The 14,394-nt window shown below is 70.2% G+C and carries 16 protein-coding genes and 2 tRNA genes; 11 read left to right on the top strand and 7 right to left on the bottom strand.

What is annotated here, in order from left to right; genetic code table 11:
* Positions 1-112: 112 nt before the first annotated feature.
* The 4 genes from AB0H62_RS03015 to AB0H62_RS03000 all read left to right on the top strand — a co-directional run bounded on the left by AB0H62_RS03015 (position 113) and on the right by AB0H62_RS03000 (position 1,783).
* Positions 113-493 (top strand): hypothetical protein, encoded by a 381-nt coding sequence (locus tag AB0H62_RS03015; RefSeq protein WP_360583754.1) that lies wholly within the window; start codon positions 113-115, stop codon positions 491-493.
* 29 nt (positions 494-522) lie between these two features.
* Entirely contained in the window at positions 523-1,194 is a 672-nt protein-coding gene (locus tag AB0H62_RS03010; RefSeq protein WP_360583752.1) for a hypothetical protein, read from the top strand.
* Entirely contained in the window at positions 1,194-1,424 is a 231-nt protein-coding gene (locus AB0H62_RS03005; protein WP_220246034.1) for a hypothetical protein, read from the top strand. The genes AB0H62_RS03010 and AB0H62_RS03005 overlap by 1 nt, the downstream gene beginning before the upstream one ends.
* 74 nt (positions 1,425-1,498) lie before the next feature.
* Positions 1,499-1,783, top strand: coding sequence for an MSMEG_0570 family nitrogen starvation response protein (locus tag AB0H62_RS03000; protein WP_220246035.1), 285 nt, complete (start codon positions 1,499-1,501; stop codon positions 1,781-1,783).
* Between the two features lie 51 nt (positions 1,784-1,834).
* Here AB0H62_RS03000 and lon read toward each other — a convergent pair whose 3' ends face one another.
* The 5 genes from lon to AB0H62_RS02975 form a co-directional block, all read right to left on the bottom strand.
* On the bottom strand, positions 1,835-4,237 hold the full coding sequence (lon, locus tag AB0H62_RS02995) for an endopeptidase La (protein WP_360583749.1): 2,403 nt from the start codon (positions 4,235-4,237) through the stop codon (positions 1,835-1,837).
* 121 nt (positions 4,238-4,358) lie between these two features.
* Complete coding sequence (locus AB0H62_RS02990) at positions 4,359-5,195, bottom strand: SAM-dependent methyltransferase (protein ID WP_360583747.1); 837 nt, start codon at positions 5,193-5,195, stop codon at positions 4,359-4,361.
* The gene (locus AB0H62_RS02985; RefSeq protein ID WP_360583746.1) at positions 5,192-6,040 is read right to left on the bottom strand and encodes an SAM-dependent methyltransferase; all 849 of its coding nucleotides are present in this window, start codon (positions 6,038-6,040) and stop codon (positions 5,192-5,194) included. Before AB0H62_RS02985 ends, AB0H62_RS02990 begins: the two co-directional genes overlap by 4 nt.
* Before the next feature lie 109 nt (positions 6,041-6,149).
* On the bottom strand, positions 6,150-6,590 hold the full coding sequence (locus tag AB0H62_RS02980; protein WP_360583744.1) for an MFS transporter: 441 nt from the start codon (positions 6,588-6,590) through the stop codon (positions 6,150-6,152).
* Between the two features lie 11 nt (positions 6,591-6,601).
* Complete coding sequence (locus tag AB0H62_RS02975) at positions 6,602-7,495, bottom strand: MFS transporter (protein WP_360583742.1); 894 nt, start codon at positions 7,493-7,495, stop codon at positions 6,602-6,604.
* On the opposite strand from AB0H62_RS02975, the gene AB0H62_RS02970 reads away from it, so the two are divergent.
* Positions 7,488-8,048 (top strand): TetR/AcrR family transcriptional regulator, encoded by a 561-nt coding sequence (locus AB0H62_RS02970; RefSeq protein ID WP_360583740.1) that lies wholly within the window; start codon positions 7,488-7,490, stop codon positions 8,046-8,048. The two genes, AB0H62_RS02975 and AB0H62_RS02970, sit on opposite strands and share 8 nt — an antisense overlap.
* On the opposite strand, the gene AB0H62_RS02965 is transcribed toward AB0H62_RS02970, so the two are convergent.
* Positions 8,045-8,983 (bottom strand): GNAT family N-acetyltransferase, encoded by a 939-nt coding sequence (locus tag AB0H62_RS02965; RefSeq protein WP_360583738.1) that lies wholly within the window; start codon positions 8,981-8,983, stop codon positions 8,045-8,047. The two genes, AB0H62_RS02970 and AB0H62_RS02965, sit on opposite strands and share 4 nt — an antisense overlap.
* A gap of 252 nt (positions 8,984-9,235) precedes the next feature.
* Between AB0H62_RS02965 and AB0H62_RS02960 the strand changes: the two genes are divergently transcribed.
* From AB0H62_RS02960 to AB0H62_RS02935, 6 genes are all read left to right on the top strand, one after another.
* Complete coding sequence (locus tag AB0H62_RS02960; RefSeq protein WP_360583736.1) at positions 9,236-11,869, top strand: EAL domain-containing protein; 2,634 nt, start codon at positions 9,236-9,238, stop codon at positions 11,867-11,869.
* Between the two features lie 79 nt (positions 11,870-11,948).
* Positions 11,949-12,021 (top strand) — tRNA-Thr (locus tag AB0H62_RS02955).
* Positions 12,022-12,168: 147 nt separating this feature from the next.
* A tRNA-Met gene (locus AB0H62_RS02950) sits at positions 12,169-12,241 on the top strand.
* A 49-nt stretch (positions 12,242-12,290) separates the two neighbouring features.
* A complete protein-coding gene (gene rpmG, locus AB0H62_RS02945; RefSeq protein WP_020668467.1) occupies positions 12,291-12,455 on the top strand; it encodes a 50S ribosomal protein L33 in 165 nt (54 codons plus the stop codon).
* A gap of 145 nt (positions 12,456-12,600) precedes the next feature.
* Positions 12,601-13,050 (top strand): MaoC family dehydratase N-terminal domain-containing protein, encoded by a 450-nt coding sequence (locus tag AB0H62_RS02940; RefSeq protein ID WP_285970696.1) that lies wholly within the window; start codon positions 12,601-12,603, stop codon positions 13,048-13,050.
* Entirely contained in the window at positions 13,047-13,445 is a 399-nt protein-coding gene (locus AB0H62_RS02935; RefSeq protein ID WP_360583733.1) for a MaoC family dehydratase, read from the top strand. Before AB0H62_RS02940 ends, AB0H62_RS02935 begins: the two co-directional genes overlap by 4 nt.
* Positions 13,446-13,448: 3 nt before the next feature.
* Here the strand turns inward: AB0H62_RS02935 and AB0H62_RS02930 are convergent, their stop codons facing one another.
* Entirely contained in the window at positions 13,449-14,351 is a 903-nt protein-coding gene (locus AB0H62_RS02930; protein WP_360583731.1) for an SGNH/GDSL hydrolase family protein, read from the bottom strand.
* Positions 14,352-14,394: the final 43 nt, after the last annotated feature.

The following is a 14,394-nucleotide window of genomic DNA, read 5'->3' as shown; positions in this document are numbered from 1 at the left end:
TGGTCCTCCCCAGTCGGTACACCGCCAGGCTAACGGCGAGGTCCGACAATTTCGGGTGATCAAAGGCCCGACCAGGGGATTCACACCCGGGTGTGATGGCAGACTTCCGGGCATGGGCGAGGTCATCGGGTTCCAGCCGTTCCGCAGCAGCTTCCCCGCACCGCCGCCGGGCTGGCACGAGGCTCACGTCGGCGCCCTCGACGAGTTCGATCACCTCATGATCTACGTGTGCCGCGCGGCGGTGCCGTCCGACGTGGACGTCGAGGACCCGACGTACGAGGCCTGGGACGACTGGGACGTCGAAGCCCTCATCGACGCCCTCGGCGGCCAGGCGCGGCTCGACGAGCTCCTCCTCGACCCCGCCACCGCGCCCGCCCTGCTCGCCCGCCTGCCGGAGACGCTGGAGCGCCATCGCCAGGTCGTGATCGACATCGACATCTACTACGCCCTCACCAAGCTCGCTTCGATGCTCGGCCGCGTGGAGGCGACGTAAGCTCGTCCCCAAACTGGGGGGAAGTGCCGATGAGTTTCGATCTCGCGGTGTGGTTCGCGCCCGCGGCCATGAGCGCAGCCGACGCGAAGCGCAAGTACGAGCAGCTCTTCGAGATCGAGCCCGGCGAGATACGGCACCCGCAGGTGGCGGCGTTCTACCGTGAGTTGACGGCGCGGTACCCCGAACTCGTCGACGCCCTCGAGACCGGCGATCTCGAAAAGGCGCCTTGGTCGGCGGCCCTCAGTCGCTATGAAGACGCCGTCGTCATGCCCATCTCTTGGTCCTTCGCCGGCGTCGTGCTGCGGGTCGTGCTGGACTTGGCCCGTCACCACGGCCTGGTCGTGTACAACCCGCAGACCGGCGACGTCCACAACCCGGCCGCCCTCTCCCTGACCGCGTGCGACGGCTCCCACCTCGAAAACCCCGACCCCGCCGCCATCCGCGCCGCCCTGCAGCGCCTCTCCGCCGCCAACTGGTACGCCATCCTCGAACGCGGCGACTCCTACGTCCAGGTCGGCCAGGGCAAGTCCGCCGGCGCTGTCGGCAACCTGTACGCCCTCGAACACCGCGACGGCTCCCCGGACCGCCACTACCGCACCGACGTCCCCTCCCTCGAAGACGTCGCCACGGCCTTCCTCGCCTTCGCCACCCACGACACCACCTGGCGCGCCCACTTCGAGTGGCGAAAGCTCGACTTCTGATGACCTACGTGCTGGAAGCCGCCCAGGTGTGGGAATCGGGGGCCGTCGTCTTCGGCCCGATCCACGTCTCCGAAGACGAGCTCGTCAACCCGCCCGAGGGTTCTCCGGCTTCCCAAGCCCTCCGCCACCTTGGCGTCGACGCCGGATCCCACCGCGACGAGTTCGCCGCCGTCGGCATCGGCCGGCACCGGTTCACCGAGCAGTGGGTTCGCCGAGGGCTGTTGCCCTGATCACACCCGCGCCTTCGCGCAACATAGGCGAAACGTCAGTGGTGTCCACTCGCGGCAACCGCGAGGAGGCCCCCATGCCCGAGATGGTGTTCCGAGTGCGCTGGCCGGATTCCTCGGTGCAGCGGTGCTATTCACCGTCCACTGTGGTCGAAGAGCATTTCGCCGCGGGGGAGGAGTACCCGGTCGCCGAGTTCGTCGAGCGCTCGCGGGCGGCGCTGACGCTCGCGTCGGAGCGGGTGCTCGCGCGGTTCGGGTTCCCCTGCTCGCGCGCCGCTGCCCAGCTCGCCGATATCGAGAGGCGCGCCGGTGCCTTCGGAGACGAGAGTGCGCGGGTCGTGGTGGAGGCCTTCGAAAAGTGAAAGGCCCCCGTTCCCGAGGGAACGAGGGCCTTCCGTCTGTCTACAAGCGACTCACGCAGCCTGCGGAATCTCCGACGAAGCAGGCGTCAAAGCCAGCTCCAGCACCTCGCCGACATTCGCCACAGCGTGGACATCCAGCTGCGACAACACCTCGGCGGGCACGTCGTCCAGGTCCGGCTCGTTGCGCTGCGGGATGATCACCGTCTTCATCCCGGCCCGGTGCGCGGCGAGCAGCTTCTGCTTCACCCCACCGATCGGCAGCACACGGCCGGTCAGCGAGACCTCACCGGTCATCGCCACATCCGCGCGAACCACACGCCCGGACAGGAGCGAAGCCAGAGCCGTCGTCATGGTGACGCCGGCCGAGGGGCCGTCCTTCGGCACCGCGCCCGCGGGGACGTGGACGTGGATGCCGCGGTCCTTCAGGTCGCTGACGGGCAGTTCGAGCTCCGCGCCGTGCGAGCGCAGGTACGACAGGGCGATCTGCACCGACTCCTTCATCACGTCACCGAGCTGGCCGGTGAGCTGAAGGCCCGTCGAGCCGCTCTCCGGGTCGGCCAGCGACGCCTCGATGTAGAGCACGTCACCGCCCGCGCCGGTCACGGCCAGGCCCGTCGCGACGCCCGGGATGGACGTGCGCTGGGTCGAGGTGGGCAGGGACGACTCCGGCACGTGGCGCGGGCGGCCCAGGTAGGTTTCCAGGTCCGCGGCGTCCAAGGACACCGGCAGCGAAACGGAGTCCAGAGCCACCTTCGTCGCGATCTTGCGCAGCAGCTTGGCGATCGTCCGGTTCGCGTCGCGCACGCCCGCCTCGCGGGTGTACTCGGCGGCGATCCGGCTGAACGCCGCGTCGGTGATCACCACGTCGCCGGTCGTGAGGCCGGCGCGCTCCAGCTCGCGCGGGAGCAGGTGGTCACGGGCGATCGTCACCTTCTCGTGCTCGGTGTAGCCGTCGAGGGTGACGAGCTCCATGCGGTCGAGCAGCGGGCCGGGGATGGTCTCCAGCGCGTTGGCCGTCGCGAGGAACACGACGTCGGACAGGTCGAGCTCCACCTCGAGGTAGTGGTCGCGGAACGTGTGGTTCTGCTCCGGGTCCAGCACCTCCAGCAGGGCGGCCGTCGGGTCGCCGCGGTAGTCGGCGCCGACCTTGTCGATCTCGTCGAGCAGCACGACCGGGTTCATCGAACCGGCCTCCTTGATGGCCCGCACGATGCGGCCCGGCAGCGCGCCGACGTAGGTACGACGGTGCCCGCGGATCTCCGCCTCGTCCCGGATGCCACCGAGGGCGACGCGCACGAACTTGCGTCCCATGGCCTTCGCCACGGACTCGCCCAGCGACGTCTTGCCGACACCGGGAGGGCCCGCGAGGGCGAGCACGGCACCCGAACGGCGTCCGCCGACCGGGCCGAGCCCCGACTCCGCGCGACGCTTGCGCACGGCCAAGTACTCGATGATGCGTTCCTTGACGTCGTCGAGGCCCGCGTGGTCCGCGTCGAGCACGGCGCGCGCGGCGGCGATGTCGTAGACGTCTTCGGTACGCTCGTTCCACGGCAGCTCCAGCACCGTGTCGAGCCAGGTCCGGATCCAGCCGCCCTCGGGCGACTGCTCGGAGGTGCGCTCCAGCTTGTCGACCTCGGCCAGCGCGGCCTTCTTGACGTTGTCGGGCAGGTCGGCGGCCTCCACGCGGGCGCGATAGTCGTCGTCCTTGTCGGAACCGTCGAGCTCACCGAGCTCCTTGCGGATCGCCTCGAGCTGGCGGCGCAGCAGGAATTCCTTCTGCTGCTTGTCCATACCCTCTTGGACGTCCTTGCGGATGGTGTCGGTCACCTCGAGCTCGGCGAGGTACTCCTTGCTCCACTCCATGGCCTTCTCGAGCCGCTTGCTCACGTCAAGTGTGGTCAGCAGTTCGAGCTTCTGCTCCGTGGCCAGGTACGGCGCGTTGCCGGACAGGTCGGCGACCGCGGAGGGCTCCTCGACCTGCTGGACGGCGTCGATCATCTGCCAGCCACCACGCTGCTGGAGCAGCGAGATGACCACGGCCTTGTACTCCGACGCGAGCTGCGTGGAGCGGTCGTCGGTGAAGTCGGTGGCCTCGTCTGCGTGGACCCAGCGCGCGGCGCCGGGACCGTCCGCGATGCGGCCCACCACGGCGCGGCCGGTGCCGCGCAGCAGAACGGCGGCCTTGCCGCCGGGAACCCGGCCGATGCGCTCGACGGTGGCGACCGTGCCGATCTCGGCGTACTCGCCGTGGATGCGGGGGACGATCAGCACTTCGGCCTTGGTGGCCGCGCCGGAGCGGATGCCGGGGAACGACGCCGTCGCGGGCGTCTTGGCCTGAGCGGACTCCACTGCGCCCCGGGTCTCGGCGTCGGTGAGGTCGAGCGGGACAACCATGCCCGGCAGCACGACGTCGTCATCGAGCGGGAGAACGGGCAGGAGGCGGGGATCTGACATGTGCACTCCTCGATTAGTTGAGTCTGCCTTGCTCAACTATCCGTGGGGCGGGTTTGTTTCCCGAGGAGTGTTCGCTGGCAGCGATCACGCCCCCGCGCTGGTCAGAGCCACGTGGGCCCGGTCACGGCTTCTCCGCGACCCCGCTCCAGGCGAACGGCCGCGTCTCCGCTTCCAGCGTCGACACCGGCCGGTCCGGCCGCCAGTCCGGCAGCGGGGACAGCCCCGGCTCCAGCAGGGGCCAGCCGCCGAACCAGGGCAGAATCTCGGCGTCCGAGCGGAGGTAGGCGGGGTTGGACGTGTCGCGGTAGGCGTCGATGAACGTCTTCACCTCGGCCGCGCGCTCCGGCGGCGCGTCGTCGCGGCACGTGCCGTGCGTCACGGCCAGCCACGAGCCGGGGGCGAGCTTCGCGCGGTAGGTCGCCATGAGCCCGCCGGGGTCGTCGTCGGGGCCGATGAAGTGCAGCACGGTGATCATCAGCAGGCACACCGGTTCGGACCAGTCGACGAGCCGCCGCGTGGTCTCGTCGGCGAAGAGGGCGTCCGGGTCGCGGATGTCGCGCTGCACGAGGCCGGCCCAGTCACCCGCGTGCTCGCGTTCGAGGATCACGCGCGAGTGCGCGGCGGCCACCGGCTCGTAGTCCACGTACACCACGGTCGCGCGCTCGTCCTCCGTTAGCCGCTCGCGCACGATCTCGTGGACGTTCCCCGCCGTCGGCACGCCCGAGCCGAGGTCCACGAACTGCCGGATCCCGGCGTCGAGCGCCGCCCGCACCACGCGGTTCATGAACGCCCGGTTCTGCCGCGAGATGGGCCGGATCAGCGGCCACACCTTCTCCACGCGCCGGCCGAACTCGCGGTCGACGGCCCAGTTCTGCGAACCACCGAGGTACCAGTCGTAGACGCGCGCAGCCGACGGCTTCTCGACGTCCACCCCGGCCGGCGCGTCCGGCGCGGTCACGGCTTCTCCGCGACCCCGCACCACGCGAACGGTCTGGCCTCGGCCTCCACCGCGTTCAGCTCACGCTCCGGCCGCCAGTCCGGCAGGTGCACGATCCCGGGCTCCAGCAACGGCCAGCCACCGAAGAACGGCACGATGTCGTCGCGGTCGCGCATCCAGACGGGGTTGCTGGTCTTGCGGTACTGCTCCACGAACCAGCGCAGGCCTTCGAGCGCCGGGCCGTCGCCGTCGCCCTCACTCATCTGCGAGATGGACAGCCAGCTGCCCGGCGAGAGCGCGTCGCGGTAGGCCTTGACGAGGCCCTCGGGGTCGTCGTCCGGGCCGACGAAGTGCAGCACCGCCATCATCAGCAGGCACACGGGCTTGCCGAAGTCGATGAACTCGCGCGTGGTCGGTGAATGCAGCACAGCCTTGGGGTCGCGCATGTCGGCCTGCAGGATGCCGGCCCAGTCGGTGGCCGCTTCTTCCTCGAGGATCAGCGTCGCGTGGGCCACGGCCACCGGCTCGTAGTCCACGTACAACACGGTCGCGCGGTCGTCGTCGTCCAGCTCGGCCTCGATGACCTCGTGGACGTTGCCGGCCGTCGGCACCCCCGAGCCGAGGTCGATGAACTGCCGGATCCCCGCCTTGAGCGCGGCGCGCACCGCACGGTTCATGAACTCGCGGTTCTGCTTCGCGCCCGGCCGCACCAGCGGCCACTGCTGCTCCACGCGCCGGCCGAACTCGCGGTCGACGGCCCAGTTCTGAGTGCCGCCGAGGTACCAGTCGTAGATCCGCGCCGCCGAAGGCTTCTCGGTGTCCACGCCCTCGGGCGCCTTCGGCGCGGCCGCCGGCTGCTCGCTCACGTCGGAACTCCCCTCGTCGCGGAACGCCAAGCCTAGCGAGCAGCGACAACGATCTTCCGACGGCCGCGCAGCAAAGCGGGTCCGACGGCGACGATCGCCGGCGCGGCGCTCACCACGAACGCCACGTGGAACGCACCCGCGGCCGCGATCGCCGCGAGCACCGCCGTGCCCGCCGACCCGCCGAGCTGCTGCACCAGCCGCACCACCGCCGCCCCGACGGCACGTCCTCCCGGGGCAACCGCGTGAACGCGGCCGACGTGACCGCGATGTTCGCCGCGCTCAACGCCCCGCCCCGCACCACGAGCGCGACGCCGAGCACCACGAAACTCGTCGACGGCCCGGCCACCACGAAGGGCACGGTCGCCGCCGCACACCCAGCGATCCCGACGACGGCGATCACGCGCGCCCCCACGCGGTCGATCACACCGCCCACCCACCGCGTCAGCAGCGATCCCACCCCTTGTAACGCGAGGATCATCCCGGCCGCGAACGCACCAAGCCCGCGCTCCTGCTCGAAGTACAGCGGGATCAGGAAAAGCGCGCCGTACAACGACAATCCGGTCAGAAACAACACCGCGGCCGAAGCGCGAACGCCCGGTTGGCGAACAGCCGCACCGGAATCAACGCACGCTCACCCCGGCGCAGGCTCCAACCCGCGAACCCGCCGAGCAGCACGACCCCCACACTCAACGGCACCACGAACCCGCTCCCCGACGCCGCATCGTTGAGAGCGAACAACAACGCGACCACCGCCGGCGCCAGCAAACCCAGCCCCGGCAGATCCAGCCGGCTCCGGCGGTCGGCGGAGTCCATCGGAACGAACCGCCGCGCCAGCACGATCGCCGTCAGGCACAGCGGAACGTTGATCGCGAACAGCCAGCGCCAGCTCCCGCCGGCGACGATCACGCCGCCGACGAGCGGCCCGGCGATGGGCGCGATCACGCTCACCAGCATCACGATCGTCAGCAATCGCGCCGTCTTCGCCGGCCCCGCCGCCCGAACCAGGATCGTCTGCAGCACCGGCAGCAGCACGCCGGCGCCCACACCTTGCAGCACGCGGAACGCGACCAGGCTGCCCAGGTTCCACGACAGCCCCGACAGCGCGGAGCCGGCGAGGAACACCGCCAGCCCGGCCAGCCACAACCGCGCCGCGCCGAACCGGCTCGTCGCCCACGAAGTCACGGGGATCGCTACCCCCAGCGCCAGCAGGTACCCGGTCGAAACCCACTGGATCGCCGCCGTGCCCACTCCGAAATCGGCGGCGACGGTGGGCAGCGCGACGTTCACGATTGTCGTGTCCACCAGTGGTGCGACTCCGCCGAGCACGATCACCAGCGCCAGCCGCACGAGCGGCCACCCGAGCGGTTCGAGCTTCTCCTCCACGATCGCCCCCATTAGATACACGTGTATCTTATCGAGATTAAGATACACGTGTATCTTCGCGAGGGTGAGCACTGCACAACGGAGAAGGGGCGCGGTCCTCGAAGAAGCCCTTGTCGAAGCCGCCTGGACCGAGCTCAACCGCACCGGCTACGACGGCTTCACCATCGACGCCGTCGCCAAAGCCGCCGGCACCAGCCGCGCCGTGTTGTACCGGCGGTGGCCCAACCGGGCGGCGCTCGTGCACGCCGCGGTGCGTGCGCACGTCGGCTCGATCGCCGACGTCGTGCCGGACACGGGGGAGCTCCGCCAGGACGTCCTGGCCACCCTGCAGGCCATCGCCGACCGCATCGTGCTGGTCGGGATCGACGTGATGACCGGGTTGCTCAGCGAGCTGGCCGAGCTACCGGAGGCCCTCGCGACGACCGTGCCCGACGTCTTCGAGCGCATCGTCCGGCGCGCGGCCGAACGCGGGGAGATCGGGACGGGCCACATCCCCGACACGGTCCTGCGGATGCCCGCGGTCCTCGTGCGCTACGAGATGATCACCAAGCGCACGGTGCCCGACGTCGAAATCCTGGTGGACGAGCTCTTCCTGCCACTCGTCCGCCACCACGCCACGAACTAGCGCACCGCAGGCCTCCGCTGCCACCCCGTCCACAACGGCCGGTACCCCTGCGCGTACCAAAACGGCGTCGACCGCGGGTTCGGCACCGCCGTGTGCAGCAGCACGACATCCGCCCCGGCCTCGTCGAACACCTGGTGCGCGTGCGCCGCCAGCGCCGTACCCACACCAGCCGACCGCGCGGCCTCCGCGACTGCCAGCGAAGACAGGTACCCGATCCGCGAAGCGGCCACGCGGTGCTGGATCCACGCCGTCTCGTCGGGCATCTGGAGCACGACCATGCCGAGCGCCTTGCCGTACAGCTCCGCGATCCACACCTGGGATTCCGGCCGTTCGAGCTGGCGCAGCAGCCCCTTGCCCACGAGTTCCTCGATGCCCGGGCGCACGGTCACCTTGCCGAACTGAGCGTCGTACCGCTGCAGCTCCAGCATCAGGCACATGGCTGTGTCGAGGTCGTCCGGCGTGGCGTGGCGGATGCAGACGCCGGGGGTCGTGGTGGGGCCCGAGGCGGCCATGCGCTGGGCCGGGCGGACGGCGATCACGCCGACGGGGGCGAAGCCGTGGCGCAGCATTTCGGTCACGCCGGCGGTGTCACGGCTGGGCCGGGAGACCACGGCCGCGCACTCGGGATCCCCCGGGCGGGCGATGGTCGACAGGTGTTCATCCCATCGAGTGAGCAACGCGTCGAGGCCGGCGGCGGGGTCCGGGCCGGCGAGCTGGACCTCGAGCCGGTGCTCGGTCAGGGCCCGCCAGATGGACTGGGAGCTGTCGGGGCCGAGCTCGGTGCTGGTGGCCAGACCGGCGGCCCTCGTGTCTCCGACCTGCGCCGACAGGAGGGTGGCGTCGTCGTGGACTTCGAAGGGGAGGGGCGCGGGGAGCAGCGCGTCCACCGTGGCGATCCGCGCCGCGTGCCCGGTGGCTGTCACGTCGTTGTGCATGTACTTCATTGTCGCCCCGCGGGACTCGGCAGAACCCCTGAACACACCCCACGGCGTCAGATCAGGCACGAACGGGGAGTTTCACTCCTTGGTCCACGCTGGTCAGCGCCACAAGCCCATTGTTAACCCTGGGGTGATCTCCTACTGTCTCGAAAGGGACACGGGTACGCCCTCCGGGGTACGGTATGGCCCTTGTCCACACCTGACGTCACTGACGAGCGCGACCGGTGGGCAGCCGGGAAGGAAGGTCGGATGCCGGACAGCAACGGCAGGCCTGATGCCGCTCCAGCGGCGAAACAGGCCAAGGGGGGCGCCGTTTCCGGGACCTTCACCGAGGCCCGCACGGACGAACGCCGGTTCCGCATATTCACCTTCGCCGTTCTCGGCCTGGGTCTGATCACCGCGTTCGCGGTCGGTTCTTGGTTACCTTTCCACGGCTCGGCCAAGCTCTGGTGGATCGGACCAGTGCTGGCGCTCGCGTTCCTGCTCGCCGAACAGCTGGGCATCAACGTCGACGTCCGAAGCGGCATTTCGTGGACGATCTCGTTCACAGAAATTCCGCTGGTAATCGGTTTCTTCGTCGCTCCGTTCGAGGTCGTGCTGGCCGCGCACCTCGTCGCGGGCATCGGCACGCTGCTGGCCCGCAAGGTCGCCGGTCGCGTCCTCTACAACGCGGGCGCGTTCCTGCTCGAGATCACCGGCGCGTTCGCCGTCGCCGGGCTCGTCAAGCAGGCCGTGGGCGGCGGCGAGGCCATGCCGTGGGTCGCCGCCTTGGCGGGCACGCTCACCGCGCCGCTGGTGAGCACGCTGCTGGCGCTGGCCGCCGTGCGCGTGCTGCGCCGCCGCATGCGCGTGAGCACCGCGATCCGCCTCACCGGCCGCATCCTCGTGGTGGGCTTCGTGAACGCGTCGGTGGGCCTGAGCGGCTACCTCGTGATCGCGAACACCCCGCAGGCGTGGCCGTTGGTGCTGGCCGTGTTCCTCGGGCTGACCGCGCTGTACTGGGCCTACTCCGACCTGCTGCGCGAGCAGCGGGACATGGAGGCGCTGTCCGACGTGAGCCTCATGGTCGCGCGCTCGGGCCAGCAGGCCGCCGCGCGTCCGGCCGGGCGCGCCGACGAGCTCGTGGGCGGCGTCGACGTGCGCGAGTGGGCCACGATCGCCGAGCGGATCAAGGACCAGCTGGCCGCCGGCCGCGTCGTGCTGCGGCTGCGCCTGGAGGCCAAGGACACCATGCGCGTGGTCGTGGCCGGCGACGAGCTGCCGCCCGTGGACCCGAACGCCGACGACCCGCTGCAGCGCCTGCCCGGCGCCCACGTGCGCCACTTCCGCATCACCGAGGCCAACCCCGACGTCCGCGCGGCGCTGCTCAACCGCGGCGCGCAGGAGGCGCTCGTGGTGCCGCTGCGCAGTGCCAACCAGCTGCTCGGTGTCGTCGAGGCCCACGACCGGCTCTCCCGCTGGCGCGGCTTCGGCAAGTACGACGTGCAGCTGCTCGGCACGATGGCCAGCCACCTCGCGACGTCGCTCGACAACCGGCGCCTGCTCGCGACCCTGCGCCACGACGCCTACCACGACCCGCTCACCGGCCACCTCAACCGGCCGGGCTTCCAGCAGGTCGCCAAGGAGCCGCTGCGCGACTTCGCCAACGCCGTGGTGCTGCGCATCGACCTCGACGTCTTCTCGACCGTCAGCGACGCCCTGGGCTACTCGTGGGCCGACCGCATGGTGATCGCCGCCGGCCGCCGGATCCGCGACGCGCTGGGTCCGGACGTGCCGCTCGCCCGCCTGGAGGGCGCGTCGTTCGCCGCCCTGCTCGTGGGCTGCACGTCGGAAAACGCCCACGCCGCGGCCGAACGCCTGCGCGTGCAGCTTTCGGCGCCCTACCCCGTCGACCGGCTTTCGGTCGAGGCCAACGCGATGATCGGCTACGCCACCACCTCCACCGAGGACGGCGGCGAGCCCGTGGACGTCGACGGCCTGCTGCAGCGCGCCGACGTCGCCGTGCGGGCCACTCGCGGCGGCGAAGAGGTGCGCGGCTACGTGCCGAGCATGGGCCAGATCTTCCTGCGCCGCTTCCAGATGGTGACGCAGTTCCGGCAGTCGCTGGAGGACGGGCACGTGTCCGTCCACTACCAGCCGAAGATCACGCTGCCGAACCGTCAGGTGCAGGGCGTCGAGGCGCTGGTGCGCTGGGTGCACCCGGAGTTCGGCCGGCTCGGCCCCGACGAGTTCGTGCCCGCCATCGAGGCGGCCGGCCTCATCGGCGTGCTGACGTCGTTCGTGCTCGAAGCCTCACTCAAGCGCGTGCGCAAGTGGCTCGACGAGGGCCTGCGCATCTCCGCGGCCGTGAACCTGTCCGTGCGCAACCTGGCGGACGAGGACTTCCCGGCGAAGGTCCAGCGCGAGCTGGAGCGCTACGACGTGCCGCCCGAGCTGCTCACGTTCGAGCTCACCGAGTCCGGTGTGATGTCCGACCCGCAGAAGGCCCTGCCGATCCTGCGGGAGCTGCACTCGCTGGGCATCGTGCTGGCCGTGGACGACTTCGGCACGGGCTACTCGTCGCTCGCGTACCTGCGGCAGCTGCCGGTGGATCAGGTGAAGATCGACAAGAGCTTCGTGCTCGGCATGGGCACCGACCTCGGTGACCTGGCCGTGGTGCGTTCGATCGTCGAGCTGGGTCACTCGCTGGGCCTGACGGTGGTCGCGGAGGGCGTCGAGGAGGACGTCGCGCGCGACCAGCTGGAGGCAATGGGGTGTGACGTTGCCCAGGGATACTTGATCTCGCGCCCGCTGCCCGAGGACCGTCTTGAGGCCTGGCTGCAGGCCCGTACGGCGCGGTCGCCGGGCCGGCACTCGGAGACGGTCTTGACCCTGCTGACCTGAGGTTTCGCGGTAAGGGGACCCCTCGTGCACGCACGGGTGAACCCCCTTGGTAATCTTTTCAAGCCCTCGCAAGAGGCAGGCCCCTTTAGCTCAGTCGGCAGAGCGTCTCCATGGTAAGGAGAAGGTCTACGGTTCGATTCCGTAAAGGGGCTCGCGAGTATGGCGAGCTATGCTTGTGGAAATCGCAAGCCTAGCTCGCTTCGCGGCGTCCATCTGGGGGTCGAACCCCCAGACCCCCGCCAAGGGGCTCCGCCCCCTGGACCCCCACGGGTCGAGTCGGCAGGGTGGGCGTTGGTTATGGCGGTGTAGCTCAGTTGGCAGAGCAAGCGGCTCATAATCGCTGTGTCGCCGGTTCAAGTCCGGCCACCGCTACGCGGTAACGACGGGGCTGGCCCCCGGATCTGAGAGAGAAGGAAACGCTGTGGCTGCCACCGACGTGCGACCCAAGATCACGCTGGCGTGCGAGGAGTGCAAGCACCGCAACTACATCACCAAGAAGAACCGGCGCAACGACCCGGACCGCTTGGAGATGAAGAAGTTCTGCCCGAACTGCGGTACGCACCGGACTCACAAAGAGACCCGCTGACGTTAGCGGTTCTCGTCCAGCTTCGAACAGCCGTCCCGGCCCAGTGCCGGGGCGGCTTTTCGCTGTTCAGGGCCAGTTGAGGACCGGCGCTGGGCCCGTCCGGGGACCTCTCGGACCACCGGCTCGGGTCGGCTAGCCTCAGCGGGTGCCTTTGGACCAGTCGTTCGCCGGGCGGAGCTACCCGCCCGCCGGAAAGTACGCGGTGAGCCGCGAGAAGATCCTTGAGTTCGCCGAGGCGATCGGAGACCCCAACCCGATCTACCGCGACCCGGAGGCGGCCCGCGCGGCCGGTTTCCCGGACGTGGTCGCGCCGCCGACGTTCCTCACGCTCCTGAACCTGCCCAAGGTCAACGGGATCGTGGCCGACCCGGAGCTCGGGCTCGACTACTCGCGCATGGTCCACGGCGACCAGGGCTTCACCTACGAGCGTCCCGTGCACGCGGGCGACGTGCTGGAGATCGGCGCGACCATCGAGAACATCATGGCCCGCGCCGGCAACGACTTCATCAACGTCAGCGCCCGGATCACCGACGCCGACGGCAAGCTGGTCTGCACCACCCGCGCGCAGCTCGTGGTGCGAGGGGAGGACGCGTGAACGTCGGCGACGAACTGCCCTCGCTGCAGGTGCGCGTCACGCGTGAGCAGCTGGTCCGCTACGCGGGCGCCGCGCTGGACTTCAACCCGATCCACTGGAACGAGCGTTTCGCCAAGGAAGTCGGCCTGCCCGACGTGATCGCCCACGGCATGCTCACCATGGCGCTGGCCGGGCGCGTTGTCAGCGACTGGCTCGGCGACCCCTCGCGCCTGCTGGACTTCAGCGCCCGCTTCACCCGCCCCGTGGCGGTAACCGACGACGCCGAGGGCGCCCTCGTGGAGATGACGGGCAAGGTCGGCGCGATCTCGGAAGACGGCGTCGCCCGCGTGGACCTGGTCGTGAAGTTCGACGGCAAGACCGTGCTGGGCAAGCCGCAGGCGCTCATCCGCGCCTGACGCTCAGCTCACCACCGACTCGACGGCCGTCGCCATCCCCGCTTCACCCCGCGCGTTGGGGTGCAGCGGGGCCGCGGCCGACGTCGGCACCAGGCCCTCCACCCAGCGCGTGCCCGAGCTCGTGCACACGTCGTGGCCCTTGCTCGGCCCGGCCGTGTCGGCATAGCCCGCGTTGTGGGTTCTGGCCTGCTCTTCGAGCACGTCGTTGAGGTGCTTCAGCGAGTCACGCAAGTACGCGACATCGCCCGAGCCGACGGGGATCGCGGGCCAGCAGCCGTCGCCGTCGGGTAGCACGGTGGGGTAGCCGACCACGACCACGCGGGCCTTCGGGGCCTTGGTGTGGATCTGGTCGAGCACCGCGCCGAGCTTGCCCGCCACGGCGTCGATGCGGTCGGAGATCTGGTCGTGCCCGCCCGCGGTGAGCCGGTCGTGGCAGGGCGCGCCGTCGCGGTGCGAGGTGGCACAGCTGGGCGCCAGCGAAATGAACCCGACGTCGTTGCCCCCGATGCCCAGGGTCACGAGCGTGGTCGCCGACGTCACGGAGTCCAGCTGCGGCGGGTTCGTGCCGTTGTGGGTCGACTGGGAGCCCGTGAGGTCCGCCGTGGTGGCGCCGCTGCAGCTGACGTCCACGAACTGCGCCGGCTTGATCTTCGCGGCCACCAGGTGCGGGTAGTTGTCGTCCGAACGGTCGCAGCCCGCGGGCGTGCCCGCCGCCTTCCCCGTGCGCGGCGCGGAGGTGTACGAGTCGCCGAGCGCCACGTAACGGCCCGTGCCACCCCCGGTGCCGGCGCCGGCCGGCGGCTCGGTCGACGAACCATGCTTCGACTTGTAGTACCCCACCCCGAGCAGCGCGACCACGACCACCAGGATCAGCAACCCGCATCCGCCGCTCTTCTTCGCCGCCACCTGATCGTTTCTACCGGTCCGCGACCCCGCGTGACGACGGGTA

The sequence above is a fragment of the Amycolatopsis sp. NPDC050768 genome, assembly GCF_040654155.1.
In the GTDB taxonomy this organism is placed as follows: Bacteria; Actinomycetota; Actinomycetes; order Mycobacteriales; family Pseudonocardiaceae; genus Amycolatopsis.
The sequence above is the reverse complement of the archived record's forward strand: the minus strand, read 5'-3'. Positions and strand labels throughout refer to the sequence as shown.